General features: G+C 64.7%; 24 protein-coding genes and 1 tRNA gene. 2 read left to right on the forward strand and 23 right to left on the reverse strand.

Annotation, left to right across the window (positions count from 1 at the left end; all coding sequences use genetic code 11):
* Positions 1 to 4: 4 nt before the first annotated feature.
* Entirely contained in the window at positions 5 to 757 is a 753-nt protein-coding gene (locus tag HKW67_RS05980; RefSeq protein ID WP_171227569.1) for a glycosyltransferase, read from the forward strand.
* Positions 754 to 1,596 carry a diaminopimelate epimerase gene (gene dapF / locus HKW67_RS05985; RefSeq protein ID WP_171224517.1) on the forward strand — a complete coding sequence of 281 codons (843 nt, stop codon included), beginning with the start codon at positions 754 to 756 and terminating at the stop codon, positions 1,594 to 1,596. Before HKW67_RS05980 ends, dapF begins: the two co-directional genes overlap by 4 nt.
* Before the next feature lie 441 nt (positions 1,597 to 2,037).
* On the opposite strand, the gene HKW67_RS05990 is transcribed toward dapF, so the two are convergent.
* The 23 genes from HKW67_RS05990 to HKW67_RS06100 all read right to left on the reverse strand — a co-directional run bounded on the left by HKW67_RS05990 (position 2,038) and on the right by HKW67_RS06100 (position 24,876).
* Entirely contained in the window at positions 2,038 to 2,703 is a 666-nt protein-coding gene (locus HKW67_RS05990; RefSeq protein ID WP_171224518.1) for a YfgM family protein, read from the reverse strand.
* A 111-nt stretch (positions 2,704 to 2,814) separates the two neighbouring features.
* Positions 2,815 to 2,888, reverse strand: a tRNA-Arg gene (locus tag HKW67_RS05995).
* A gap of 87 nt (positions 2,889 to 2,975) precedes the next feature.
* Positions 2,976 to 3,506 carry an adenine phosphoribosyltransferase gene (locus HKW67_RS06000; protein ID WP_171224519.1) on the reverse strand — a complete coding sequence of 177 codons (531 nt, stop codon included), beginning with the start codon at positions 3,504 to 3,506 and terminating at the stop codon, positions 2,976 to 2,978.
* A 27-nt stretch (positions 3,507 to 3,533) separates the two neighbouring features.
* Positions 3,534 to 3,821 (reverse strand): acylphosphatase, encoded by a 288-nt coding sequence (locus HKW67_RS06005; protein ID WP_171224520.1) that lies wholly within the window; start codon positions 3,819 to 3,821, stop codon positions 3,534 to 3,536.
* Positions 3,821 to 4,840, reverse strand: coding sequence for a hypothetical protein (locus tag HKW67_RS06010; protein ID WP_171224521.1), 1,020 nt, complete (start codon positions 4,838 to 4,840; stop codon positions 3,821 to 3,823). Before HKW67_RS06010 ends, HKW67_RS06005 begins: the two co-directional genes overlap by 1 nt.
* A 75-nt stretch (positions 4,841 to 4,915) precedes the next feature.
* Positions 4,916 to 5,572: a protein-L-isoaspartate(D-aspartate) O-methyltransferase gene (locus HKW67_RS06015; RefSeq protein WP_230981135.1), complete on the reverse strand. Its 657-nt coding sequence runs from the start codon at positions 5,570 to 5,572 to the stop codon at positions 4,916 to 4,918.
* Positions 5,557 to 6,315, reverse strand: a complete 759-nt coding sequence (gene surE, locus HKW67_RS06020) for a 5'/3'-nucleotidase SurE (RefSeq protein ID WP_171224523.1) — start codon at positions 6,313 to 6,315, stop codon at positions 5,557 to 5,559. Before surE ends, HKW67_RS06015 begins: the two co-directional genes overlap by 16 nt.
* A 90-nt stretch (positions 6,316 to 6,405) precedes the next feature.
* Positions 6,406 to 6,783 (reverse strand): MerR family transcriptional regulator, encoded by a 378-nt coding sequence (locus tag HKW67_RS06025; RefSeq protein WP_171224524.1) that lies wholly within the window; start codon positions 6,781 to 6,783, stop codon positions 6,406 to 6,408.
* Between the two features lies 1 nt (position 6,784).
* Positions 6,785 to 7,789 (reverse strand): NAD(P)H-dependent glycerol-3-phosphate dehydrogenase, encoded by a 1,005-nt coding sequence (locus HKW67_RS06030; protein ID WP_171224525.1) that lies wholly within the window; start codon positions 7,787 to 7,789, stop codon positions 6,785 to 6,787.
* Complete coding sequence (gene plsY / locus HKW67_RS06035; protein ID WP_171224526.1) at positions 7,786 to 8,418, reverse strand: glycerol-3-phosphate 1-O-acyltransferase PlsY; 633 nt, start codon at positions 8,416 to 8,418, stop codon at positions 7,786 to 7,788. The genes HKW67_RS06030 and plsY overlap by 4 nt, the downstream gene beginning before the upstream one ends.
* 5 nt (positions 8,419 to 8,423) lie before the next feature.
* Entirely contained in the window at positions 8,424 to 9,737 is a 1,314-nt protein-coding gene (der, locus tag HKW67_RS06040; RefSeq protein WP_171224527.1) for a ribosome biogenesis GTPase Der, read from the reverse strand.
* On the reverse strand, positions 9,734 to 11,029 hold the full coding sequence (locus HKW67_RS06045; RefSeq protein WP_171224528.1) for a DUF512 domain-containing protein: 1,296 nt from the start codon (positions 11,027 to 11,029) through the stop codon (positions 9,734 to 9,736). Before HKW67_RS06045 ends, der begins: the two co-directional genes overlap by 4 nt.
* A 132-nt stretch (positions 11,030 to 11,161) precedes the next feature.
* Positions 11,162 to 12,649 carry a tetratricopeptide repeat protein gene (locus HKW67_RS06050; RefSeq protein WP_171224529.1) on the reverse strand — a complete coding sequence of 496 codons (1,488 nt, stop codon included), beginning with the start codon at positions 12,647 to 12,649 and terminating at the stop codon, positions 11,162 to 11,164.
* A gap of 127 nt (positions 12,650 to 12,776) precedes the next feature.
* Positions 12,777 to 13,922 carry a threonine synthase gene (locus HKW67_RS06055; protein ID WP_171224530.1) on the reverse strand — a complete coding sequence of 382 codons (1,146 nt, stop codon included), beginning with the start codon at positions 13,920 to 13,922 and terminating at the stop codon, positions 12,777 to 12,779.
* Positions 13,919 to 15,874 carry an excinuclease ABC subunit UvrC gene (gene uvrC, locus HKW67_RS06060; protein ID WP_171224531.1) on the reverse strand — a complete coding sequence of 652 codons (1,956 nt, stop codon included), beginning with the start codon at positions 15,872 to 15,874 and terminating at the stop codon, positions 13,919 to 13,921. Before uvrC ends, HKW67_RS06055 begins: the two co-directional genes overlap by 4 nt.
* Positions 15,871 to 17,445: a murein biosynthesis integral membrane protein MurJ gene (murJ, locus tag HKW67_RS06065; protein WP_171224532.1), complete on the reverse strand. Its 1,575-nt coding sequence runs from the start codon at positions 17,443 to 17,445 to the stop codon at positions 15,871 to 15,873. Before murJ ends, uvrC begins: the two co-directional genes overlap by 4 nt.
* A complete protein-coding gene (gene bshC, locus HKW67_RS06070) occupies positions 17,442 to 19,058 on the reverse strand; it encodes a bacillithiol biosynthesis protein BshC (protein ID WP_171224533.1) in 1,617 nt (538 codons plus the stop codon). The genes murJ and bshC overlap by 4 nt, the downstream gene beginning before the upstream one ends.
* Positions 19,059 to 19,067: 9 nt before the next feature.
* Positions 19,068 to 19,532, reverse strand: a complete 465-nt coding sequence (locus HKW67_RS06075) for a 23S rRNA (pseudouridine(1915)-N(3))-methyltransferase RlmH (protein ID WP_171224534.1) — start codon at positions 19,530 to 19,532, stop codon at positions 19,068 to 19,070.
* A 28-nt stretch (positions 19,533 to 19,560) separates the two neighbouring features.
* Positions 19,561 to 20,871 carry a Glu/Leu/Phe/Val family dehydrogenase gene (locus tag HKW67_RS22410; protein WP_171224535.1) on the reverse strand — a complete coding sequence of 437 codons (1,311 nt, stop codon included), beginning with the start codon at positions 20,869 to 20,871 and terminating at the stop codon, positions 19,561 to 19,563.
* Between the two features lie 24 nt (positions 20,872 to 20,895).
* A complete protein-coding gene (locus HKW67_RS06085; protein WP_171224536.1) occupies positions 20,896 to 21,990 on the reverse strand; it encodes a tetraacyldisaccharide 4'-kinase in 1,095 nt (364 codons plus the stop codon).
* Positions 21,991 to 21,994: 4 nt separating this feature from the next.
* Positions 21,995 to 22,714, reverse strand: coding sequence for a lysophospholipid acyltransferase family protein (locus tag HKW67_RS06090; protein WP_171224537.1), 720 nt, complete (start codon positions 22,712 to 22,714; stop codon positions 21,995 to 21,997).
* Between the two features lie 13 nt (positions 22,715 to 22,727).
* Positions 22,728 to 23,852, reverse strand: a complete 1,125-nt coding sequence (lpxB, locus tag HKW67_RS06095; protein WP_171224538.1) for a lipid-A-disaccharide synthase — start codon at positions 23,850 to 23,852, stop codon at positions 22,728 to 22,730.
* Complete coding sequence (locus tag HKW67_RS06100; protein WP_171224539.1) at positions 23,845 to 24,876, reverse strand: Gfo/Idh/MocA family protein; 1,032 nt, start codon at positions 24,874 to 24,876, stop codon at positions 23,845 to 23,847. Before HKW67_RS06100 ends, lpxB begins: the two co-directional genes overlap by 8 nt.
* Between the last annotated feature and the right edge of the window lie 3 nt (positions 24,877 to 24,879).

Consider the following 24,879-nt stretch of genomic DNA (forward strand, 5'->3'; position numbering starts at 1 on the left):
CCGAATTCCGACTCCGGCGCGTGGTTCACTCGCGCTGGGCGAGCGCGCCCTCGTGATCGTCCCGACGTACAACGAGAGCGAGAATGTCACCCGCATCGTACCGCTGATCCTCGCGCAGGACTCGCGGCTCGATGTGTTGGTGGTTGACGACAATTCTCCTGATGGCACCGGTCAGCTCGCCGATCAGCTGGCCGCGGCCGATCCACGTGTGCATGTGCTGCATCGGGCAGGGAAGGAGGGACTCGGCCGTGCGTATCTGGCCGGGTTCAAGTGGGCGCTCGAGCGCGACTACGCCTTCATCTTCGAGATGGATGCCGACTTTTCCCACGATCCCGGGCATCTCCCTGAGTTCCTGGCCGCGATCCGCGACACCGATTTGGTGCTTGGGTCCCGCTATCGCGACGGCAAGGTGACGGTCGTCAATTGGCCGATGACGCGGCTCATGTTGTCGTACGGCGCGAACATCTATGCGCGCGCGGTGACCGGCCTGCGGTTGGGCGACGCGACGGGCGGCTTCAAGTGCTTTCGGCGCGAAGTGCTGATGGCGATCCCGCTCGATCAGGTCCGGTCCAACGGATACGCCTTTCAGATCGAGATGAGTTTCAGGGCCTGGAAGCGGGGATTTCGCATTGCTGAGATTCCTATCGTCTTCCACGATCGCACGGAAGGCGAGTCGAAGATGTCCAAGCGTATCGTTCGTGAAGCTATTTGGATGGTGTGGCGCCTCCGCTGGTGGGCCATTACGGGGAACGCGTGACCGCGCCCTTGTCGACGTTACGCGGAATTCCCTTCGCGAAGATGACGGGATCGGGTAATGATTTCGTGTTTTTCGACGGCCGTGATGTGCCACTCGAACGTGTGACATCACCTGAGGTGATACAGTCTATCTGCAATAGGCACAACGGTATAGGAGCCGATGGCATTGTCGTTCTCGAACCGGCGCGTCCCGAGGCGGATGTGCGGATTCATTACTTCAACAGTGATGGAACGCCGGCCGATCTCTGCGGAAACGCGACGCTCTGCTCGACGTCCATGTCGGCCATGCTGGGCCTTGCCGCAGATTCGGGAATGACGCTCACCACGCCGGCCGGCCTCATTGCCAGCCGCGTCGGCGACGGGCTTCCCGAGATCGATCTGCAGCCGGTCAGCGGGATCCGACCTGCCATGCCGATCGACCTGGTCGTCGGTGAAGAGCGTATCGGCTTCGCCATCGCCGGCATTCCGCATCTCGTGATCCTGTGCGCCGACGCCGATGCGGTGGATGTGGAAGGTCGCGGGCCGCTACTGCGCCGGCATCAGGCGTCGGGCCCGGCGGGGGCGAATGTGAATTGGGTCTCGCCGATGGTAGGCGGCCAGTGGCGGTATCGCACGTTTGAGCGCGGCGTGGAGGGCGAGACCTTGGCCTGTGGCACCGGAGCCGTCGCGACGGCGGTGCTGCTGACCGCGTGGGGGCTCGTTGCGCCATCGACGGTGGCGATGCGCACCAGCTCCGGCCGCGATCTCGAGGTGCGTCTGACGGCGACGGAGTCGGGCTTCCGACCAACGCTTCGTGGTGAGGGCCGCGTGGTATTCCGCGGCGTAATCGACTCGATCTGAGCGGCCGCCGCGCCTCTGTGCGGCGAGCTGGCCAGTTTGCGCTGTTGGCGCGAGCTCATGCGGTCCATATCACACAAACCATGTGGGAAGGTGGACAGCTTTACGGTTCGTGAGCTTTGACTGCCGAGCCAGATGTGCAGAGAAAGGCTAACGCACATATCTGGAAGGGTTTACCGCATTCATCCACAGCGTGATGGAGAAATCCCCAAATCTTTTCCCACAGTTATCCACCAACAATGGTTTACATAACATGTATTATGCGCATATGTAGATGCCGCCCTTTCCCACAGACTGATGCTATTCGGACGTGTTCTGGACGCGTTGATGTCGTATTCGTCGGTGTGGACCGTCTCCATGCAAAAACGGCGACCCGGAATCGCTCCGGACCGCCGCCGCTCACTTCCTCACAAATCAGCGCTACGGTGCTTCATCCACAGTCGCTCAGTTCTTAACGGCTCCGGCCAGCTCGCCAAGGCGGACGTTGGCTTCCTGAGCGGCCGGACTGTCCGACTTCGCCAAGGCCTCCCAAATCGTTTTGGCTTCGGCATTCTTGCCGGCGGCCATGAGACTGCGTGCTTCAGACGCCTTATAGCTGTTCTTGTCGTTCTCGAACTTCGCCGCCGCCGAAGCCTTGCCGTAGTGCGTCGCCGCGTCGGCCAGCTTACCCTGAAGCTCGTAGCCGACCGCGATCATCGATTCCATCGACGCCTTAAAGTCTGCACTGGCGCTGCCAACCGACTTTTCGAGCGACGCAATACCCTCGGCGTACTTCTTCTGCTCGAACTGCGTTTGCGCCAGCAGTAGCGAGGCCTGCTGGCCCGAAGCCGTACCCGAATAGCCCTTGGCCACCTTGTCGAGCGCCTTCGTGGCCTCGTCCAGCTTGCCCTGCGCCATCGGAGCCTGGGCAGCATACAGTGCCGTTGACGCCTTCGCGTTCTGGCCCGACGAATAGCTGCGGTAGCCGAAAATTGCGAGCGCAGCCACGGCGACGCCGCCAACTGCCATGCCGATCGGACGGCTGTTCGACTGGAACCAGTCGCCAAGCTTCTCCATCGGATCGTCGGAGAGGCTCGAGGAGGACGACGCGGAACGGGACGACTGGGCCATGCGGAAGACCAGCGATGAGGGGCGAAGAACGAAACGGACGAAGATAGCCTTATAACATAGTGCCGCATGCTCCCGGAGTGTATGGGGGCGTGCGGATTGCACTCGAGAAGGTGTCCCCGGCAGGGATCGAACCTGCGGCCTGAAGTTTAGGAAACTTCCGCTCTATCCAACTGAGCTACGGGGACGGCACCGCACGGAGTGTCCGCCGCGCGGTCGATGCGAATCTCGCCGATCGGTGCACCGCGCTCAAGTCTGCCCGTCGGTTCTTGTGCTTAGAATGTCACCACTGCGTGCACGGCGCGATCCGGGAGTTTCGCCCGACCGTGAAGGAAACCGAGCTCGACCAGCACTGAAACGCCAACGACCGAACCGCCGAGCCGCTCGATCAGTCGGCAGGTCGCCGCAGCGGTTCCGCCGGTAGCGAGGACGTCGTCGACCACCAGCACGCGCGCACCTGCCCCGACGGCGTCCGTATGCATTTCCAGCACGTCGCTCCGGTATTCCAGATCGTACGACTCACGCGCCGTTTTCCAGGGCAGCTTGCCGGGTTTGCGCGCTGGCGCGAACGGCACATCGAGCTGCAGCGCCATCGGCACGCCGAACAGGAAGCCACGACTCTCCACGCCGACCACATGTGTAACGCCGGAGCCGCGAAGAGGCGCGAGCATCGCCGTGATCACGTCGCGCATCAGCGCCGGATCGGCGAGCACTGGAGTGATGTCCTTGAAAAGGATGCCTGGGCTCGGAAAGTCCGGGACATCTCGGAGTGTGGCTGACAATCGTTCGGTGAGTATGGCAGTCATGCGTGCCAAACTATCGCAGACCGCCGCTTATCGCTCGATCGCGAACGGCGTGGGTAGACCCACGGCGTCGAAGCTGGTGAGCTCCCGGCGAACCACGTCGCTGACCGTCGAGTTCCGTGGACCGATTTTGAGTCCGCGTTCCAGCGTGTCCAGACTCGCTTCCTCCCCATGCGCCACGAGCACCACGGCGCCATCGGGCTCATTACGCACCCACCCAGCGAGCCCAAGCGCACGAGCGTGCTCGCGCACGTACCATCGGAAGCCAACGCCCTGCACTTCCCCTTCCACCCGATAGCGGCGAACCGCCAGCGCCATTACCGACGGACGCCCAGCAGGGCGGCGAGTGCCGCGGCCAGAGCGGCGGCGTCACCGAGACGAGGCTCGTAGCCGGCCAGTGAGATCTCGCCATCGCGAACACGCCGGGCAAGCAGCTCGAGCGCGCGGGCCGCCGCCTCGGCGCTTTCGTCGCCGGCTCGACGCGCCCGATCAGCCCACGGTTCGAGCGCGCTGTTCGACGCCGGTGTCGGCGCACGGTTCGGCGTAGCGGCGCGCTCCTGTTGAACCGGCATGATGTCAATCATGTCATCGTCGCTCCAGGCCGGCAGCGGGTCCGGCGATGGTGACGCGTCGAACAACCGTGCAGCCTCGCCCAATCCACCTGCGATTCCCTCGTGGTCGCGCAGTTCGTCGGCGATGGCTCGCATCTGTTCTGCAGCTTCGTCGAGGGCCCATGCATCCGATGGCGTCGGCGCCTCAGGAGCGGGGGCCGTCATCGGCCATTCGATGGCGGCGACCGCCTCGTCGACAATGGTCTCCGATGAGGGAGGTGTGAATGACGCGACCGGCTCATCGACCACTCGCATCGGCATCGCCGGCGTCGACGAAAGAAACGCGTCGATCCAGGGGAGCGATGACGTCTCCGGCAGCGACGACTCCACCGGTTCGGCGAAGGACACGGCTGCCAAGCCTTCGGTTTCGTCAACAATGGCCGGCAGGTCGAACGCCGGCGTCACGAAATCATCCTGCGAGCGCGACCCGAGCGGCGTAAAGTAGGCCGGCGTCGGATACGACGGCGGCATCTCCGACACGGGCATCGCCACAACCGACAGCGGCGTAACCGACAGCGGCGTGACCGACAGCGGCGTGACCGACAGCGGCGTTCCGCTCAGCGCTGGTTTTCCGCGCCACGGCGCCGGCACGTACGGACCGACTTTCACGCGCGCCACGTTCGATGTATGGCTGCCCGACGCGCTCGCCGTTTGCGGAAACGCGTACGGCGCGTGCATCGAGCGCAGGTCCGCGCTATTGGATGGAGACGAGTCAGATGTGGACATAGCGTGGTCAGGCCGTGAGTGGCGAAGATGCGCTGCGGAGCAGTCGAGCGCAAACGCGCGCGGCTGCCGGGTCCGTCAGGCCGGCCAACCACCGGCCCCAATCAAGGGGACGAAGCGGACCGGAACGATGTCACGACCTTCCAGCTTTCCGTTCCGCTTTATGAACAGCGTCAGCATCTGTTCGTCCCTGTCACCGATCGGAACCAGCATGCGTCCGCCTTCGGCCAGCTGTTCCTCCAACGCAGGCGGAACATGAGGCGCGCCGGCGCTGACGACGATTCCGTCATACGGACCATACTCACGCCAGCCGAGCGTGCCGTCACCCAGCAGGATCGAGACGTTACGCACGTTGGCTTGCTGCAGAATCGGTCGCGTCTTGTCGAGAAGTGCCGGAAAGCGCTCGATCGAGAACACCTGCGCCGCCAGCTCCGACAGCAGGGCCGTCTGATACCCGGACCCGGTGCCGATCTCGAGCACCTTCTCCTTTCCCGTGAGCATCAACTGCTCGAGTGCGCGCGCGTGCACGTACGGCTGCGAGATGGTCTGTCCGCTGCCGATCGGCAACGCCGAATCCTCGTACGCGCGATGGCGCACCGTGGGCGGTACGAACAAATGCCGTGGCACCTGATCGATCGCACGCAGCACGGCGAGGTCGCGAATACCCTTATCTTGGAGCGCCTCGACGAGTCGTCGACGTGCGCCGCGGAACTCCGGCTCTACAGAGGACGCCACCAATCCGTCGCCGTATCGAGCACATCGCGGTGCGTGAGGTCGAGGTGCAACGGGGTCACCGAGATAAAGCCATCGTGGACGGCGCGAAAATCCGAATCCTCCGGACCACTCCACGCCACGCTGCCACCGCCGATCCAAAGGATTTCGCGACCCCACGGGTCCTTCATCTTCGTGATGGAATCGCTGAACACGCGACGGCCAAGGCGAGTGAGGCGCACGCCTTTGATCTGGTCGCCGGCCACGTTCGGCAAGTTCACGTTCAAGAGCGTTTCGCGCGGAAACGACGTGAGCGACATCAAGTGCTTCAGCAGGTCGCGCAGCACATCGACCTGCGTCTCGAGCAGCGCATCGGCGCGTAGCACACTGCCGGCGAACGAGACCGCGATCGACGGAATACCAAGGGCGAGGCCCTCCATCGCTGCCGCCACGGTGCCGCTGTAGAGCACATCTTCGCCCATGTTCGGGCCGTGATTGATTCCGCTGATCACGTAGTCCGGCCGCGCATCGAGCAGCGCCTCGCAGGCGAGCATCACACAATCGGTCGGCGTACCGTCTACCTGCCAGCGACGCGCGCCGAGTTGCACGGGTCGCAACGGATGATGCAGGGTGAGCGAATGGCTCGTCGCGCTCTGTTCACGATCGGGAGCCACGACACTGAGCTCGCCAAGCGGGAGGCAGGCCTGCTCGAGCACGCCCAACCCCTTGGCGAGAATGCCATCGTCGTTACTGAGGAGAATGCGCATTGGATCGGGTGAAAGACAAAGAGCGGAAAGTGGGCAGCATCCGCCTGAGCGAATCGCGCCTGAGCGGATGGCGCCTTAGCGGATGGCGCCTTAGCGAGGACGGGGTACCGGCCGATCGTCGAGAATCGCCTGCAACTCCGCGAGATCGCGCTCGATACTCTCGAGCGCTTCGACTTCGAGTGCCGCACGAGCGGCGGGTCGCAACGAGCCGCCTTTCCGGTGCTCATCAAGCTTTTGACGGGCGCCGTCGATCGTATACTTCTCGGTGTACAGGAGGTGCTTCACAAGAAGAATCAGCTCGACCTCGCGACGAGCGTAGACGCGGTTGCCGCTCCGATTCTTGGCGGGATTGAGCAGCTTGAACTGGCTCTCCCAGTATCGCAGGACGTGCGGCTTGAGATCGGTGAGTGAACAGACCTCACCAATGGAGTAGAACTCCTGAATCGGCTCGCCGCGGGGCGCTGCCACGTCAGTCGCGCTCCGCGCGCAGTTCGCGCGCCATCAATTCCGTCACCGCTTCACGCGGGGCCTGTCCTTCGAACAGGATACGATATGTCGCATCGATGATCGGCATCTCGACGCCGGCACGGTCGGCGAGCGCCTTCGCGCTCTGCGCGTTGAGCACGCCCTCAGCCACACTGTCCTTCCCGGCTAGAGCCTCATCAAGCGACTGCCCCTGCCCGATCGCCACGCCGAGCGCGCGATTACGTGAGAGGGCGCCCGTGCAGGTGAGCACGAGATCGCCCAACCCCGCGAGACCGGCAAACGTTTCCGCGCGCGCGCCGAGCGACACGCCAAGGCGCGTCATCTCTGCCAGACCTCGGGTCATCAACGCCGCGCGTGGATTGTAGCCGAGTCCCAACCCATCGAGGATGCCCGTCGCGACCGCCATGACGTTCTTGAGCGCGCCACCGAGTTCCACACCAACCACGTCGTCGCTGGTGTACACACGGAAGGCGGCCGCGCTCATTGCGGCCTGCACCAACTTGGCCGCGTCATGCGACGCACACGCGGCGACGACGGCGGTCGGCTGCCCCTGCGCCACTTCGGCCGCAAAGCTCGGCCCACTCACCGCCACGACCGCATGACCGATAGCTTCCTGCGCCACGACATCCGTCATCAGGGCCAGCGTCTCCCGCTCGATGCCCTTGGTGGCGACCGACAGCACGGCCCCCGGCGCGATCGAACCGGCGCAGGACGCCACGACGGCACGCAGCACATGTGACGGCGCGGCGTAGACCACCAGACCGGCATCCCGCAGCGCGACACCAATGTCGCTGCTGGCGGTGAGCCCCGGTGCGAGCGCGACGTTCGGCAGGAATCGCGGATTCTCGTGACGGGCGTTGATCGCCTCGACCACGTCCTGCTCACGCGCCCAGATCGTAACTCGATGCCCGTTGCGGACGAGACGATCGGCGATCGCCGTTCCCCACGCACCGCCACCGATCACGGCGCAGCTAAGTGGATGCGTCACGACGCGCGACCTCCAGCGGAAGACGACGAGCTCGAACCGACGCGACGTTCTTCGCCGCGCCGAAGGCGACCGATATTCTCGCGATGGGTCCAGAAAACAAAGGCGCCGACCGCCGCACTGAGCAACACCAGCGGCGTGACTTCCCGCTGCTGCAGCAACAACGCCACAGGGAGGACGACGGCACCGACCAGTGATCCGAGCGAGACATATCGCGTCATGGCCACCGCGATGGCGAAACCGACGATGGCACAGAGCGCGGGAATGGGTGCGAGCGCGATGAAGACGCCGCTCGCCGTCGCCACGCCCTTCCCGCCACCTTTGCCCATCAGAAACACCGGGCGCACGTGCCCCAGAATGGCCAACAGGCCAAACGCTGCGCCCCACGGCCATCCTGTGGCCACGCCGATCGCGCCGGGCAGCAGCAGCACGGGCAGCGCGCCCTTGAGACCGTCCACGATGTACACGAGCAGCCCCCACTTCCACCCAAGCGTGCGAAACACATTCGTCGCACCCAGGTTGCCCGAGCCGACCGTCCGTAGATCGACTCCGTTGGCCTTTCCCACGAGGTACGCTGTGGGAAATGAGCCAATGACGTACGCGGCCAACAGCGCCGCGACCTGAGCGATCATGGAACTCACGACTCGCGCTTGCTCCGCATGATGATGCGCATCGGCGAGCCCGTGAATCCCCACTTCTCACGCAACTGGTTGTGGATGTACCGGATGTAGTTCTCGGGAATCAGCTCAGGATGATTGCCGAAGAACGCGAACGTCGGCGGAGACGTCTCCACCTGCGTGGCATAATTCAGCTTCACTTCGCGACCCGCCGCCTGGGGCGGTTGCAGCTTGGCGATGATCTCCTGCAGCGCATCGTTGACCTGCGACGTGGAGATGCGGCGCGTGCGCTGTTCCTGCACTTCCAACGCCATGTCGAGCACCTTGTTCACGCGCTGTCCCGTGAGCGCCGACGTGAACAGGAAGGGCACGAAGCCGAGATACGGCACCTTCTCCACGGCGTCCTTCCGGAACTTGGCCGAGCTCTTGTCGGTCTTGTCGGCGTACAGATCCCACTTGTTGATCACCATGATCAAACCGCGCCCGGCTTCCCACGCCAAGGTGGCGATCTTGAGATCCTGATTCTGCAGGCCCTCCGTGGCATCGACCATCAGGATGCACACGTCCGACGAGTCGATCGCACGCCGGCTACGCAGCGCCGAGTAGAACTCGATACCATCGTCGATCTTCGACTGTCGCCGCAAACCGGCGGTATCGACGAAGATGATATCTTGATCGTGGTAGCGCATCGGCGCATCGATCGAATCGCGCGTCGTGCCCGATTCATCGTTCACCACCAGACGCTCCTCACCAAGCAGCTTGTTCACGAACGACGACTTGCCCACGTTCGGCCGGCCGATCACGGCGATACGCACCGCTTCCGACGGCACTTCGTCCGTTTCGGGAATGGCCGCGACGACCGCGTCGAGCAGGTCGCCCGAGCCCTTACCGTTGGCCGCGGACACCGGATACACGTCGGTCACGCCGAGGCGATAGAAATCGTAGAAGTCGGCGCTGTTGGGATCATCGACCTTATTGGCGACGAGCACCCACGGCTTCTTGGCGAGACGCAGAATGTCGACCAAGCGCGCATCACTGGGATGCACGCCGACCTTGGCATCCACGACGAGCATCAGGAGATCGGCTTCATCGATCGCCTGCATGACCTGCTTGCGGATGGCGACGTCCATAGGCTCGTTCGAATCTTCGACGAGTCCACCGGTATCCACCAGCCAGAAGTGGTGGCCGGCCCAATCGGCCTGGCCGAAATGGCGGTCGCGGGTCGTGCCCGCTTCCTCGCTGACGATCGCGGACGCTTCGCCGACGATACGATTGAAGAGATGGGACTTCCCGACATTGGGACGTCCGACGATGGCTATGACTGGAAGACTCATGCGGCTGGTTGGAACGCCGCGTCACCTTCCGGGACCAGCGCGTCTATGAAATCGTACGAAGGATATACCGGCATCGGCAGCGATTCTCGCACCGCCACGAACGACTCTTCGTCGAGGAAGAGCCCATCGTCGTTGATGCACTCGGCGGGGATGAGCGCGAGATCGAGATCGTGCCGGTCGGCAAGCGCTTTCCGAATATCGGCGCCCACCAGCAATCCGGCGGTGGTCGTCGTCGGACCGAACAATGAGTTCTCCATCGTGATGAGCGAGAACTCGGCGCCGGTGGCTTCACGCAGCAGGTCGAGCAACTCGGGCATCAACGGCGTCATGGAGACACCCGTCACGATTCCGATCTTCTTTCCGTCGAGGCGAGGCAACTGCGACAGTCCGTCGCGCACGCGGGCCCGCAATGACGTGACCGCGCCGACGCCATTCTCGATCTGCGAGAAGTCGCCGTAGTGCTCCATGTCGGGGAGCGGTTCGTCAGACAGCAGGTACAGCTCATCAGAACCAAACACCCAACGGTCGCCACGCTCGGCCAAACCGCGCTCTTCCCACCGGTGCACTGTTTCGAGCAACCGACGCGCGTTTGCCGCGTCCATCGACTTGCCGTTGTACAGGTGCGAGAACTGGGTCACGCCGACGGGCACGAGCGCCACGGACATGACGGCGTCGCCGAGGTTCCAGAGGTCGGTGAGCGACTGCTCGAGCACGTCGCCATCGTTCAGGCCCGGCACGATGACCATCTGCCCATGGAACTGGATGCCGCCCTCGGCCAGCCGTGTCAGCTGGTCCACAATGTTCGGGACACGCGGGTTGTTGAGAAGCACCTTTCGCGCTTCCCATGGCGTCGCATGAACCGACACGTACAGCGGCGACAGGCGGTACTCGAGAATGCGCGCAATGTCCTTCTCCTTCACGTTCGACAACGTCGCAAAGTTGCCGTAGGCGAAGGACAGACGGTAATCGTCGTCGCGGATGTAGAGTCCCTTTCGGAGGCCCTTGGGGAGGCCCTCGATGAAACAGAACTCGCAGCGGTTGGCGCAGCGACGCACCGTGGGCGGCGCGAGCTCCACACCCATCGGTTCTCCGCCTTCGCGCTCGATGTCGTATTCGACTTCGGAGCCATCCGGTAGCCGGGCCGACACAATGAACGCCTCATCGGCCGTCAGGAACTCCCAATCGAGGAAGTCTTCCAACGGCCGTTCGTTGACGGCGAGGAGTTCAGTGCCAGGAACGATGCCGATCTCGTCGGCAATGCTCCCCGGCTGCACACGTGTGACGCGAACCATGACCCGGGACGAAAACGGGGGAAGAAGCCCAAAGGCCTTCCCCCGGATGACAAGGGGCGGCAACCGACGCGCTGCCGCCCACTTGAGAAAATATACGAACTGTGATGCCCGAAGTCAATTTAGAACATGGACTTACTTGAGCGGCGCATAGCGATACGCGACCGCTTTCGGCGCATCGAGCTTCACCGAGAAGGTCGTATTTCCACCTGCATCGACCGGTCCGATCGCCACATCCTTCGTCGCCACGACCGCGCCGGCGACATTGAGCAGCTCCAGCTTCATCGTCCACGAGGCCGACGCGCTGCCTTCGTTGTTGACGGTGCCCTGCACCGAATACGCGTTCCCCGACTTCTGGGCAAGCGTGATGTCGACCCGGGGATTCGTCTTCGTCTGCTTGTCGAGATAGAACAGCACTGAGTCGTTGGCCGTCTTCTTCTTGGCGGCGTCGGACTCCGCGCGGGCCTTCAGCTGCCAGAGCCCAGCCATGAGCCGAGAGCCACGGTCGTAATTGGGATCCACTTCCACGAGACGCGACACCACCGGTGCCATGCGCTCGGTGTCCTTGAGCGTGAAGAGCACGTTGGCGTAGTTGAGCAGCGCCAGCCGGTGATACGGATTCTTCTTGAGCCCGTTCTCGAACAGCTTCGATGCATCCGCGTCGTGACCCGTGGCTGCGGCGTTGGAGGCCGCCTCGAACAGCTGGTCGGCCGAAAACTTGTCCGGCGCATTCAGCATATCGGCGAAGATGGCCGAGACAGCGGCGGTGTCACCGGAAAGGCGAACCGCCCGGCCAAGGGCCTGCGCCGCGTTCGCGTCGCCCGGCGTGTCCTTCAGATATGCTTCCAGCAGCGCACGAGCCGTCTTGATCTCGGCGTCCTTCTTTTCGCCCGCAGCTTCCGCCTCGGCCCGCGTCAGGCTGATGACCGCCAGATTGTAGCGGCTCTGCTGCTTGACCCGCGCATACAGCGTATCGGAACCGGAAAGGGCAATCACCTTCTCCATCGCGATCATCGCGCTGTCGATTTTGTTCTGCTTCTGGTACACCGAAGACAGTACGTTCCACGGGCGCGGATCCGTGCCGGCAACTTGCAGCGACAGGTTGGCGAAATACGCCGCCGAATCGTTCTGCTCAGCGGACATGGCCGCGATGGCCTTGTTGAGTATCTCCCCGAAGAACTGTGCGCGATAGGGGCGCACTTTCTCCTTGCACTGCGGCAGCATCGACTCGATCGCCGTCGCGGCCGAATCCAGGCCGAGCAGCAGATTCTGCGTGCCGGCCGGATTCTGGGTGAAGCCCACGTCGCCGCGCTTCATCACGAGGCTCGCGTTCTCGCGCTGCAACCACTGCGCATACGCGCGCAGCAGCATCCACTGGCGACCGGCTTCGTTCTTGATCTTCGACGGGTCGTCGGTGAGTACGCGAATCGCGTTCTGCAAGTGCTTAGGCACTTCGTCGGCGCGCTTGGCGGCCGCGGCGGCGATCACGTATTGCTTCGCCCCATTCACCTGGAACGGGCTGCTGTCGTTGATTTCGCACGCGCCTTGCGCGCCCGACGCCATCGGCATCCCAGCGCTGATGACCACCGCGCCCACTGCCGCTGTCCACATCCGAGCCTTCATCACTGCTCTCCTCGTAAGTGCATAGATAACTACTCCGTCGTTGTACCCCGATGCGCGCGCAGGTTCACGGCACGCCTCGTCCCACGTGCAATTGATCGCCCGCGGGAAGTATAGGTGTCGAACGCGATCAGGCGCGGTACGACGCGCCGCTGCCGGTATTGAACACCACAACCTCGGCATCGGCCGAGAGTGTGCCCGCCGTCACCGCATCGTGCAGTACGGACAGCGCGCAGCCGCCCTCGGGGGCGGCATCGATGCCGGTCGCCGTAGCCAAGCGCAATGTCCAGTCGCGGATCGCCTCCTCGGACGCCGTGTCGGCGATGCCGTTCGTCTCGCGCAGCACACGAAGCAAGAGACGGTCGCCGAGTGGCGACGGCACCCGAAGCCCGCTGGCATAGGTCACCGGATCAACCCACGGCGTAGCCCGATCCTCATGGGCCGCGAAGGCGCGGGCAATCGGCGCACACCCCGCCGCCTGCGCGACGACGTAGCGAGGCTGCTTGGCCCCTTCGGGAAGCCATCCGCCAGCCATGAGCTCGTTGATGGCCTTCCAAATGCCGATGGTCCCTTCCCCGCCCCCGGTGGGATACACCAACGCATCCGGCAATCGCCAGCCTAGCTGCTCCGCCATTTCGAAGCCCATCGTCTTCATGCCTTCCACACGGTACGGCTCACGAAGCGTCGACACGTTGAAATAGCCCGATTCAGCCGCGTACGCGATCGCGAGCTTGCCGGCGTCACCGATGTGTCCCTCGATTCGCACAAGCGTCGCCCCAAGCGCCTCGATGGTGTCGAGAATGGGTCGCGGCGTGGTCCGTGGCGCGAACACGCGGACGGGCAGTCCGGCCGCTGCGCCGTAGGCGGCGAGGGCCGCACCGGCGTTGCCCGCCGTTGGCACCACGAGGCCAGGATAGCCCTGGGCCTTGGCGCGCGTCACGGCAGCGCTCATGCCGCGGGCCTTGAACGATACGGTTGGATTTTGCGATTCGTCCTTGATCCAGAGTCGGCGCACACCGGTCGCGGCAGCCAGCGCGGGAGACTCAATCATGGGCGTCAGGCCCTCACCGAGCGACACGGGCACCTCTCCGACCTCGAGCGGCATGAACGGCGCATAGCGCCAGGCATCCCAGCGATCAGCCAGAGGGGTCCCTTTCGGCACGGGCGCGTACCGCGCGAAGAGGGGCTGTCCACACGCACCGCAGACGGAGGCGCGATCGCGTTCAGCCGCCGTGTCGCAGGCGGAGCAGCGCAGAGTCCAGGACGCAGGAGTCATTCGAAGGTCGAGTCGAGAGGAACGTCAGAAGTCGGATCGCTGGGAATATCCGACGGAGATTCAACTGAGGGAACGCCCAGCGCGGACAGCAGCCGCGCCGCCGAACCGGGGCCAAAGCCCGGTACAGCCGCGATCTGCGCGATCGTGGCCTCGCGAACCCCCTGCACGCTGCCGAAAGCCGTGAGCAGGGCCCGGCGCTTCGTGGGACCAACGCCGGGTATCTTCAACAGCTCCGACGTGATCGTACGCGCCGCACGCTTCTGTCGCTGAAACGTGATGGCAAATCGGTGGGCTTCATCGCGGGCCTGTTGCAGCATGCGCAGCGCCGGCGAGCGACGCGGCAGACGCACAGGATCGCTGCGACCGGGCAGAAAAATCTCCTCGTCGCGTTTGGCCAGACTGATCAAACCGATCGAGGTGATCCCCAGCGCATCGAGCGCGGCGCGCGCGGCGCCGAGCTGCCCCTTTCCACCGTCGATCACCGCCAGATCGGGCAGCGCCAACTCCTCGGTCACGCGGCGCGTGAAGTAGCGCGTGACGACTTCATGCATCGACTTGAAGTCGTCGTTGCCTTCGAAGATTGCGATCTTGAACTTGCGATACTCCGCCCGCTTGGGGCGTCCGTTCTCGAACCAGACGGCGCTCGCCACCACATCGGTGCCCTGGGCGTGCGAGATGTCGAAGCAAATCAGCGACCGCGGCAAGCGGGGCAGACCCAGCTCCCGCTGCAGTTCGTAGACGGGATCGACAGCGCGTTCATCCGCCTCGAGTGCGGCCAGCTTGAACTCCTCGAGCAAGTGCTGCGCATTCTTGTCGGCGAGATCGACGAGCGCGCGACGCGGACCGCGCTGTGGGATCCGGATCTTTGTGCCGTCGAGGGATGCTTCGAGTGACTCACGGTCCTCGAAGTCGAAGGGCACCAGCAAATCCGCCGCGCGCGCCTCCGCTGTGCGATACCACTGCGCCAGGCACGCGCCGAGCACGGCGCCATCTTCCTCGTCCTCCGCGTGCTCCACCAGGCGGTGATCGCGAGCGAGCAGCTTGCCGCCGCGGATGCGCATGATCACGACGCACGCATCTTCACCGTCGCGCGCATAGCCGACCACATCGCGGTCGCCGCCCTCGACTTCGAGCACGACCGTCGGCTCCTCCATCTTCTCGAGATGGCGCAACGCGTCGCGGAGCTCGCCGGCGCGCTCGAAGTCCAGTCGCTCCGATGCGTCCATCATGCGCTCACGCACGTGGCGCACGACATCACTCGTGCGGCCGTCGAGAAACCACACGACTTCGTCGATCATCGCGCGATAGTCGTCCGTGGACTGATAGCCGACGCACGGTGCCTGACAACGCTTGATGAAATAGTCGAGACACGGGCGTTCGGGCGCTTCCTTCGGCAAGTTGTAGTGACAGGACCGCACGGTGAAGATCCGCTTGACCACGTTCAGCGCACGACGCATCGAGCCGACGTCGGTGTACGGTCCGAAGTACCGGGCACCATCGTCCTGCAGCCGGCGCGTCACGATGACGCGCGGGAACGGCTCCTGTACTGTGACCTTGATGTACGGATACGACTTGTCGTCGCGGAGTGCGATGTTGAAGCGCGGGTGATACTCCTTGATAAGCGTTGCTTCAAGAATCAACGCGTGTGCTTCGCTCGGCACGACGATCGTATCGAGTGCCCGGACCTTGCGCATCAATCCGCGTGTCTTCGGACTGCTCAAGTGGTCCTGCGCCCAATAGCTCTTCACGCGGGAGCGCAGGCGCTTCGCCTTGCCCACGTACAGCACCTGCCCCTCGGCATCCTTCCACAGATACACGCCGGGCGACTCCGGAAGGTGCGGCAACTTCTGCGCGACACTGGCCGGCATACCGCGCGCAATCGCGGCGCTGGTCCAGTCATCCTCGGGCACCAGCAGCGCATCGCTGAGTCGCTGATCGTGGTCGGCACTCATGCGCGTGCCTTACGCACAGGAAGGCGAAGCCAACGCGCCGCTTCAGCGGAGCCCATCATCCAGGCGACCACCAGATACGTCGCGCCGAATCCCGCGAGCACGGGCAGGCCAACCAACCGCGGATGCACGCCGGGGAACCAACGCTCCTGAGCCAGGCGGAGCAGCGCCGACAGAAGGCCAGCCGTCAACGAGGCGAACACGATCCGACGCGTCCCCTGCCACATAGCGGGTGTGTAGAGCGTACCGAGTCGCTGTCGTAGACCACGCGACAGGATCGCCAAGTTGACGTACGATCCCATCGCCGAGCCAAGCGCGATACCCGCGGCGGCCATGGGCAGTGAACGCATCGGGACCGCGATGCCGATCGACACGGCAGCCGACACCACGATGCTCGCGATCGACGCACGCAGTGGCGTACGGTAGTCCTGCAGCGCGTAGTATGCCGATCCGAGCAGCTTCACGGATCCGAAGCTCACGAGTCCGACGGCGTACGCGGCGAGTACCCAATGCACCGACTGCTGTTCGGCCGCGCCGAACCGCCCGGCGCGATAGAGGATTCCGACGCAGTAGTCGCCAAGCGTAATGAACACGACCGCGCTTGGAACGATGTAGAACAGAATGCGCTGCCACCCACCACGGAGGCGATCGAGTAGCGCCTCATGCGCGAGCGTTCCACTGTCACGAGCGAACTCCGGCAACGCCGCCGCGGCAACCGACACACCAAAGAGCGACACCGGCAACATGGCCAGGGTGTTCGCGTACGACATGTTGGTGGCGGCGCCACGCGGCAGAAATGAGGCAATCTGCAGGTCGATGAATGACGAAATCTGCACAACGCCAAGCGCTGTCACGACCGGCAGAATATTACGGAGCGTCTGCATCACGCCTTCGGCCGAACGATCCAACGTTGGACGGATCGATCCGACAAGACGGAGCACCTCGGGCAACTGCGCGGCGATCTGCAGGACCGCGCCACCGAGCGTGGCCCACGCCAACCAATAGGCGAGTGTCATCGCATCCGGGGCGCGCTTGCCCCCGACCAGCAATAGCGCGATCTGGGCAATCGACCAGAGCGCCGCACTGGCGTACGACCAGAAGAACCGCCGGTGCGAGTTCTGAATGCCGAGGCACCAGCCGCTCAGCACCATCAAGCCGGTCATCGGAAAGAGCACGCGCGTAAGGCGCGTGGTCAGCACCTGTGTCGCAGAATCGAAGCCGGGCGCGAGCACGGTGGTCAGGATCGGGGCCGCCGCGATACCGGCCAGCGTCAGCAGCGACACGGCCACGAGGAGTAAGCCGAGAACGGCGTTCGCCAGCGCCTTGGCCGCCCGAGGGTCGTCGCGCACGAGCATTCGGCTGTACACCGGGACGAACGACGCGGACAACGTGCCCTCACCCAGCAGGTTCCGCACGGCATTCGGGATCTTGAACGCCGCGTTGTACGCGTCAGAGGCCGCGCCTGATCCGAAGTAGTACGCGAATGCGGTATTCCGCAGGAGCCCGACGACGCGACTGATCAGGATGCCCGCACCAACGACGAACGCGGAGCGTCCGCCCCCGGCGTCACTCATGATTCGCCGCGTGTTCCATGCACGAGCGACTGCGCGTGCGCTTGCGAAGCGTCGCGAAGGCGGAGCAACAGACCGACACCGAATCGCGCAAGGTAGGGCAGCAGGTTGAGCACGCGCTCGGGAGACTTCCCCATCGGACGAAGCGACGCCCTCACGTAGGCGAGCTCGCGCATCGCTTCGACTTCGTTGCGCTTCACGCCGCCCAGCACGCGGTGTTCGAACGTGTCGATTCGGTGCGTGAGATCGCGCGACAGTCCGGCAATGACGTCGTGGCTGACCGGCGAGCCAGCACCGTCGACACTGTCACGCAAGGCGCGGAGCTGCGCATCGATGGCCACGCGGAGCCGCTCGAGCGTGTCGCTGATTCCGTCGTCGAGCAGACGCTGTGCGACCTGCTGTTCGGCGGCGTGCGGATCCCGAAGCACGGTCTCGGACAATCCAAGCCGATCGAGGGCACGATAGGCGTCGCCGTCGACGACCTCGCCCGCCCAACGGGGCGACGCGACCGGCGCCGGTGCGCCAAGCGCTGACGCGATCGGTGACACCTGTGCGAAGTACGCCAGCTCACCCGGTCCCGCGAGATACGTCAGTGTGGGGAGCAGCGAGCGCTCCAACACCGGACGCAAGAGCACGTTCGCGCCGAGCGTACCGGGTTCTGCTTCACGGGCAACGGTGGCAGCCTCTGCGACGGGCACGCGCACCCGCACGCGTTGCACGCCTTCGCCGCTCGACACCAAGCCTGTGTGAAACACCAAGGACAGGCCGTCGATGACATCGACTTGCGGCGCATAGCCAGCGGTCACGATCGCCTGCGTGCGGGCTGATAACGCCTCCGAGACCGCCCCGGCAGCCGTGAGCGCATGACGGAGGAAGCGATCCGACGCCACGCGAAACGCCGGATGCGACGCATCGAGGACCGCGATACCGAGCGGCTCGAGCAGTGACCGTAGCAGCTGCGCGTACGCGGCGCCGACGGTAGCGTGCGGCACATACGCCGCATCGACGGCATCCAGCACGCTCGCCTGCGCAGCCGAGCCACAGGCGCTCGCAAGCGCAGCTCTGGCAGCCGTCAGGTCGCCGAGCGGTACGTCGGCCATCGCGACGCCTTCCGTCGGTTGCCCCGCGAGCGACAGCGATTGAAGACCGCGCGCGGTGGCGACATGGGTGACGGCGGCCTCCATCCAATCGGCGTCATCGGTCGCTGCCCAGAACACGGGTGCCACGGGCATATCGATCGCCGCCGACAATTCGTCCGCCAACGACAGCGCACTCAGCGCCTTGCTCCATGTATATGCCGGCCCGCCGAACAGGCCGGGCTGCTGCCCGGTGGTAACGACCACGCCACGAGCAGCGGCCTGCGCCAGCCGGTCGGCGGCGGCTCCCGTGGCCGCGAAGGCCGGGGCGAGCGTCGTAAGCCAGTCGAAGCCGTCGAGTGAGGCACGCACCTGCAGCGCATGCGCGCGCCACGCTTCCGGCGAACTGGGCCGATGGGAATACCACTCCGCACCGACATCGCCGCGCTGCACCGCCTGAGAGAGCGTGCTGCCGCCCAGCGGGGCCGTGCGAATGATCACGCCGTCTACCGACATCGGAACTGGTTCACGGACAGTCACGCCCTCTGCTCACTTGTGGTACGGTTCGCCTCGAATGATGGTGCCCGCCCGGTACAATTGCTCCGAGAGCACCAGCCGCGCTACCTCATGCGGCAACGTCCATGGAGCCAACGATAACCGTCGGGCCGCGCGACCGCGGACGGACTCGCCGAGACCGTGCGCACCGCCGATCACGAAGGCCACACTACGCGCCTGTTCCCGCTGGTCCTGGAGCCAGCCGGCGAATCGGGAAGAGTCCATCGATTCCCCTCCCGGATCGCACGCGACGATCTGCGCGTCGGTCGGGATGCGCTCGGCCATGCGATCGGCTTCCCGATCCATCACGATCTTCGGCGTCAGCCCCCGCCCGGATTCCTCTTTGACCTCAACGACGTCGAGCGGCCAGTAGCGCGCCGCTCGCGTTTCGTAGTCCCGAATGGCGTCGGCCAGCCCCGCGTCACGGGGCCGGCCGATTACCAGCAGCGAGATCCGCATGGCGCCGCATCCGGCACGGCGTCAACACTCACGCGTAAATGCCACGTAGACGATGCACGGTGGCCACGCGGCTGATCGACAACATGTACGCGGCCGTCCGCATGTTCACCCGATGCTGCTTCGAGAGCGAGAGGACATCTTGGAAGCTTCGCGTCATGATGCCGCCCAGACGCTCGTTCACATCGGCCTCGGACCAGAAATAGCCCATGCGATCCTGCACCCACTCGAAGTACGATACCGTCACGCCGCCCGCGTTGGCCAGAATGTCCGGAATCACGAAGATGCCCTTCTCGTCGAGAATCGGATCGGCGGCGGCCGTCGTCGGACCGTTGGCGCCTTCGCAGATCACCTTGGCGCGGATACGGGCCGCGTTCTTGGTGGTAATGACGTTTTCCAGCGCGGCCGGCACCAACACGTCCACGTCGAGGGTGAGCAGCGTATCCGCGTCGATCAGCTCGGCGCCGGTGAAGCCCTCCAGCGAGCGATGCTTCTGCACATATGCGATGGCGGCGTCGACATCGATGCCTTTCGCGTTGTAGAACGAGCCGGCCCGATCGCCGATGCCGACGATCTTGCAGCCCTCGGTCGCCATCAGCTTGGCAGCGGTAGAGCCGACGTTGCCGAAGCCCTGCACGGCCACCGTCGCTCCCTTCATAGGCAGTCCGAGGTGATCGAGCGCTTCGCGCGTCACGAGCATACAGCCACGACCGGTGGCTTCACGGCGACCCTGCGAGCCGCCCATTTCGATCGGCTTGCCAGTCACGACGGCATTCTCGGTGCGACCCACATGCATCGAGTAGGTGTCCATCACCCACGCCATCACGCGCTCGTTCGTGTTCACATCCGGCGCTGGGACGTCGGTGTCTGGGCCGAGCAGGGAGATGATGCCCTTGGTGTAGCGGCGCGTCACGCGCTCGAGTTCACCGACGCTCATCGTGAGCGGGTCGCAGATCACGCCGCCTTTGGCACCACCGAATGGCAGATTCACCACGGCGCACTTCCAAGTCATCCACGCCGCGAGCGCCTTCACCTCCTCGAGCGTGACCTTCAGGTCGAAGCGGATACCGCCCTTGGCGGGGCCACGCGAGGTGTTGTACAGCACGCGGTAGCCGGTAAACACTTCCACGTCCCCGTTGTCGAGCTGCACGGGTACCGAAACGATCAGTTGCTTTTCAGGATTTCGAAGAATCTTGTAGATGCCGGGCTCGAGATCGAGCAGCTCGGCGGCACGGTCGAAGCGAGACATCATCGCTTCGAACGGATTCTCTTCGTTCAGGAACCTGTCCTTGTCCGGGCGGACGATACTGTCCGTCGGCAGGCGGAGGAGGTCGATAGCCATTTCGCCAGGTATTTTAGGCCGGACTCAGCCGGCGGTGGGAGTGATGGCCCTGCGCGCCGCCAATACTCGGGCTATAGCCTGATCCAGTATCTCGGCGCCTTGCTCGACCACCACAGTCTGGGAAACATACCAAAGCGCGGCTCCGGCGCGAGGCCAGAGCGGTACCAGTTTGACGGCATCTTTGAGGGTACAGAGCACCTCTACTGAGGGATCTGCCTGTGCCACGATCTCCGTAAGGTCGCCGGCTCCGAAATCGTGATGGTCCGGATACACCGCGTGACGCACGACCACGGCCCCTGCAGCCTCCATTTGACGCCGAAACGCGTCGGGGTCGGCGATCGCACTGACCAGCAAGAGTCTTCGTCCCCGAAGCCACGTCAGGTCGTGCTGTAGGCCGCGTGGGCCACCGTTCCCGCCGGCAATCGTGGCGGCCAAGCGGATGGTACCCGGCGCCAACCGTACCTGCGCGATCGGTACACCCGGTGCTGCCGCGCGAATCGCCTCCCGCACGGCGTGCACGCGCTCCGCGGCGGCGGCCTTGACCGTAATGATCGCCACGGACGCGCGCTTCAGGCTCCCGAGTGGTTCGCGATACGGTCCGCTCGGTAAGAGGCGAACGCGTTCGCTCCATGCATCGGCGCTCACGAGCACCACGTCCACGACGCGCGCCACCTGACGATGCTGAAAGGCATCGTCCAGCACGGCGCAATCGCAGTGCTTGCTTCGTGCCGTCACGAGCCCAACGGCTCGCTCGGGCGCGACCACCACCGGCACGCCCGGCGTCAGCAATCCGTGTACGCGCCACTCGTCGTCGCCGTAGCCTCGCAGCACCAATGCTGGCGATGCACCACCAGCCTTCAAGCGCGCGACAAACCACGAGGCAATCGGTGTCTTGCCAGTACCACCAACGGTAAGATTGCCCACTGACATCGCGGGTAGCGCGGCGGCGGCGATCGCGTTGTTGCGCACGCGGGCATCGAACTTCGCATTGCGCCGCGCCACGATCGCGCCGAAGACCCAACTGAGCGGCGTCACGGCGGTGCGCACGAGGCGCGCGCCAATCGCGTCAGCACTCCAGACGTACGACACGAAGGCGCGCCCGCTGCTTCGTCGGCTCATCGTGTCAGATGTTTGTCGCGGTGGCGGCCAGCATTTCCACGCGCGCAACCGCGTCGCGCATCCGCTGCGCGAACTCGTCGGTTCGCGCCGCGACGGCACGCACGTCTGCGTCGTCCAGCATCACCGGCTCTCCGTACTCGATCGTCACGCGCGCAAATGGCTTCGGAATCTCGAACGCATCCCAGCTCCGCAACTTCCACTTCCGATCGACATGCGCGACGAGCGACACCACCGGCGCTCCCGCGCGATGCGCGAGCACCAGTGCACCCGGGGCGAAGCTGTGCCGCGGTCCTCGTGGGCCATCGGGCGTGATCGCCATGTCGGCACCACGCTTGAGTACCTGCACCGCTTCGAGCAACGCCCGCGTGCCGCCGCGTGACGAGGATCCGCGGACGCCGAAGAAACCAAATGTTCCCACGATGCGCGCGATGATCTCGCCATCTTTGTGCTCACTGATCATCACGCCCGTGGGCTGCCGATGCGCCCACAGGATCGGCAGCATCTGTCCGTGCCAGAGCGTCAAGACCACGCGCGAACTCTCCGGCGTGCGATCGAGCAGTGCCTGCCGCCCGTGCACCTTCACACGCCACGTCGCGCCGAGTGCGTACAGCACCCACGTGCCGATAGTGATCGCGAGGCGTGTCCGCCAGTCGAAGGCGGCCGCCGACGTACGTGGAGCGGCCGGCTCGCGCTCCGGCACGTTTCGCTCCGTCTGCGCACTCATACGTTCCTCGACATCAGGCCGGCCTGGCGTCGACGAGCTCGCGAATCATGTTCGCCACGCGCTCGGACGCGCCGGGCGTGCCCAGCATGCCGCGCACTTCGCTCAGTCCGGCCTCCGCTTCCGCACGTATCGCACTGTGCACGTCGAGCAACGGCATGAGCGCATCAGCCACCCGACTCGGCTCGAACGCGTCCTGCACGAACTCTCGGGACACTTCGCGGTGCGCGACCACATTCACGAGTCCGATGTGCGGAATCTTCACGACGCGACGCGCGATGGCATAAGTGATCGCACTGGTGCGATAGCCGATCACATGCGGGAGTCCCGCCACCGCCGCCTCGAGCGTGGTGGTCCCGCTCTTCAAGAGACCAGCGGTCGCGGCGCGCAGCACATTGAACGACGCGCCATGCACGCGTGGGAACGGACAATCCGCTGCGCTGATCTGCACCGTCGGCGCTACGCTCACGACCACATGCAGGCCCGGAATGCGCGACTGCAATAGCGTGGCCGTGTCCATGAACGGCTTCAGGTGGCGTGCCAGCTCTGCACGACGAGACCCGGGAAACACCGCGAGGATCGGTCCATCGGTGGGAAGTCCCAGTGCCGCGCGCGCGGCGGACTGCGTCGGCAACGACTGGGCGCGATCGAGCAGCGGATGACCCACAAACGTCGCATCCACGCCATGCCGGCGCAGCAGCGCCTCTTCAAACGGGAGGATCGACGCCGCCTTGCTGACCACTCGCGCCAGCTTCGGCAAGCGGCCGGCTCCCCACGCCCACACCTGCGGTGTGATGTAGTACAGCACCGGCACCCCGGCTTTCTTCGCGACGTCAGCAACCTTGAGATTGAAGCCGGGATAGTCGAGCAACACTACCAGCGCGACGCTTCCACTCTCGATGCGCTCACGCAATCGGCCGAGCAAGGCGTAGTGCTTGGGGATGTGTCGAATGACCTCGGCAAACCCCATCACCGCCAGATTCTCGACATCCTCGATGATCTCGACACCGGCAGCGCGCATGTGACCGCCGCCGATACCAACCAGCTTTAGATCAGGCGACATGGCGTGTAGAGCTTCCGCCACCTTTCCCGCGTGCAAATCGCCGGACGCCTCGCCGACGACGAACAGAATCTCACGCACGCGCTGACTCGTCGGAGGCACGCATGACTTGCTGCGCCGCTTCGATCGCCGTCACGATGCGGAGGGCTGCCTCGAGGGCTTCACGTCCCTCCTCGCCCGTGACGGCCACGGGATTGCGGCCCGCAATGGCACCGAGGAACTGCGACAGCTCGAGCACCAGCGGCTCACCATCCGGTGCATCGAGAGGCACCCGCTCCACAAACTCCTCGAGCGCACGTGGCGCGCGAGCGAGGAGCATCGGATCGAAATCCCCGCGCAATCGAAAGAACTCGCCAGTACCCGCCGCGAGATCCAGCGAGATGTACCCACTGCGCTGGAAAATACGGAGCTTCCGCAACCGCTCACGGGACACGCGGCTCGCCGTGATGTTCGCCACGGCACCGTTCGCGAAGGTGAGACGCGCGTTGGCAATGTCGATCTGCGGCGTGAGCACCGGCATGCCCATGGCCTGAACATCGGAGACGCGAAGCCCCACGAGCGTGTGCACGAGGTCGAGGTCGTGGATCATCAGGTCGAGCACGACGGCCACATCAGACCCGCGTGGATTGAACGGCGCGAGGCGGTCACTCTCGATGAATCGCGGCCCGTCGACAAACGGCATCGCCGCGCGCACCGCGCGATTGAACCGCTCCACGTGGCCGACCTGCAGCAACACGCCAGCTGCTCGCGCCCGCACCAGCAGATCATCCGCTTCCGCGAGCGTGACGGTGAACGGCTTCTCGACGAAGACGTGCTTGCCGCGATCGAGCGCCGCCGACGCCACGGCATGATGCGCCGTGGTGGGCACGACGATCGATACCGCATCGACATCGTCGAGCATCGCCGACAACGACGGATACACGCGCACGCCATGCTGCGTGGCCACTTCGGCCGCACGTCCTGGATTCTCATCGACAAATCCAGCGAACCGATCGCCGCACAGATCGCGAAGAATGCGCACATGGTGCACGCCCAAACCACCGGCGCCAACTACACCGACGCGCGGCGCGTCGCTCTTCGAGAAGGCGCGCGACTCCGGAGTCATGGT

The organism is Gemmatimonas groenlandica (assembly GCF_013004105.1).
GTDB classification, from domain to species: domain Bacteria; phylum Gemmatimonadota; class Gemmatimonadetes; order Gemmatimonadales; family Gemmatimonadaceae; genus Gemmatimonas; species Gemmatimonas groenlandica.

What these genes read in the sequence shown, in the direction of transcription:
- HKW67_RS06045 (WP_171224528.1), bottom strand. Translation starts at nt 11,029, where the DNA reads ATGGTTCGCGTCACACGTGTGCAGCCGGGGAGCATTGCCGACGAGATC.
- uvrC (WP_171224531.1), bottom strand. Translation starts at nt 15,874, where the DNA reads ATGAGTGCCGACCACGATCAGCGACTCAGCGATGCGCTGCTGGTGCCC.
- der (WP_171224527.1), bottom strand. Translation starts at nt 9,737, where the DNA reads ATGAGTCTTCCAGTCATAGCCATCGTCGGACGTCCCAATGTCGGGAAG.
- murJ (WP_171224532.1), bottom strand. Translation starts at nt 17,445, where the DNA reads ATGAGTGACGCCGGGGGCGGACGCTCCGCGTTCGTCGTTGGTGCGGGC.
- HKW67_RS06000 (WP_171224519.1), bottom strand. Translation starts at nt 3,506, where the DNA reads ATGACTGCCATACTCACCGAACGATTGTCAGCCACACTCCGAGATGTC.
- HKW67_RS22410 (WP_171224535.1), bottom strand. Translation starts at nt 20,871, where the DNA reads ATGGCTATCGACCTCCTCCGCCTGCCGACGGACAGTATCGTCCGCCCG.
- HKW67_RS05990 (WP_171224518.1), bottom strand. Translation starts at nt 2,703, where the DNA reads ATGGCCCAGTCGTCCCGTTCCGCGTCGTCCTCCTCGAGCCTCTCCGAC.
- HKW67_RS06085 (WP_171224536.1), bottom strand. Translation starts at nt 21,990, where the DNA reads ATGAGCCGACGAAGCAGCGGGCGCGCCTTCGTGTCGTACGTCTGGAGT.
- HKW67_RS06050 (WP_171224529.1), bottom strand. Translation starts at nt 12,649, where the DNA reads ATGAAGGCTCGGATGTGGACAGCGGCAGTGGGCGCGGTGGTCATCAGC.
- HKW67_RS06075 (WP_171224534.1), bottom strand. Translation starts at nt 19,532, where the DNA reads ATGCGGATCTCGCTGCTGGTAATCGGCCGGCCCCGTGACGCGGGGCTG.
- HKW67_RS06010 (WP_171224521.1), bottom strand. Translation starts at nt 4,840, where the DNA reads ATGTCCACATCTGACTCGTCTCCATCCAATAGCGCGGACCTGCGCTCG.
- HKW67_RS06005 (WP_171224520.1), bottom strand. Translation starts at nt 3,821, where the DNA reads ATGGCGCTGGCGGTTCGCCGCTATCGGGTGGAAGGGGAAGTGCAGGGC.
- HKW67_RS06090 (WP_171224537.1), bottom strand. Translation starts at nt 22,714, where the DNA reads ATGAGTGCGCAGACGGAGCGAAACGTGCCGGAGCGCGAGCCGGCCGCT.
- plsY (WP_171224526.1), bottom strand. Translation starts at nt 8,418, where the DNA reads ATGATCGCTCAGGTCGCGGCGCTGTTGGCCGCGTACGTCATTGGCTCA.
- HKW67_RS06055 (WP_171224530.1), bottom strand. Translation starts at nt 13,922, where the DNA reads ATGACTCCTGCGTCCTGGACTCTGCGCTGCTCCGCCTGCGACACGGCG.
- surE (WP_171224523.1), bottom strand. Translation starts at nt 6,315, where the DNA reads ATGCGCATTCTCCTCAGTAACGACGATGGCATTCTCGCCAAGGGGTTG.
- HKW67_RS06100 (WP_171224539.1), bottom strand. Translation starts at nt 24,876, where the DNA reads ATGACTCCGGAGTCGCGCGCCTTCTCGAAGAGCGACGCGCCGCGCGTC.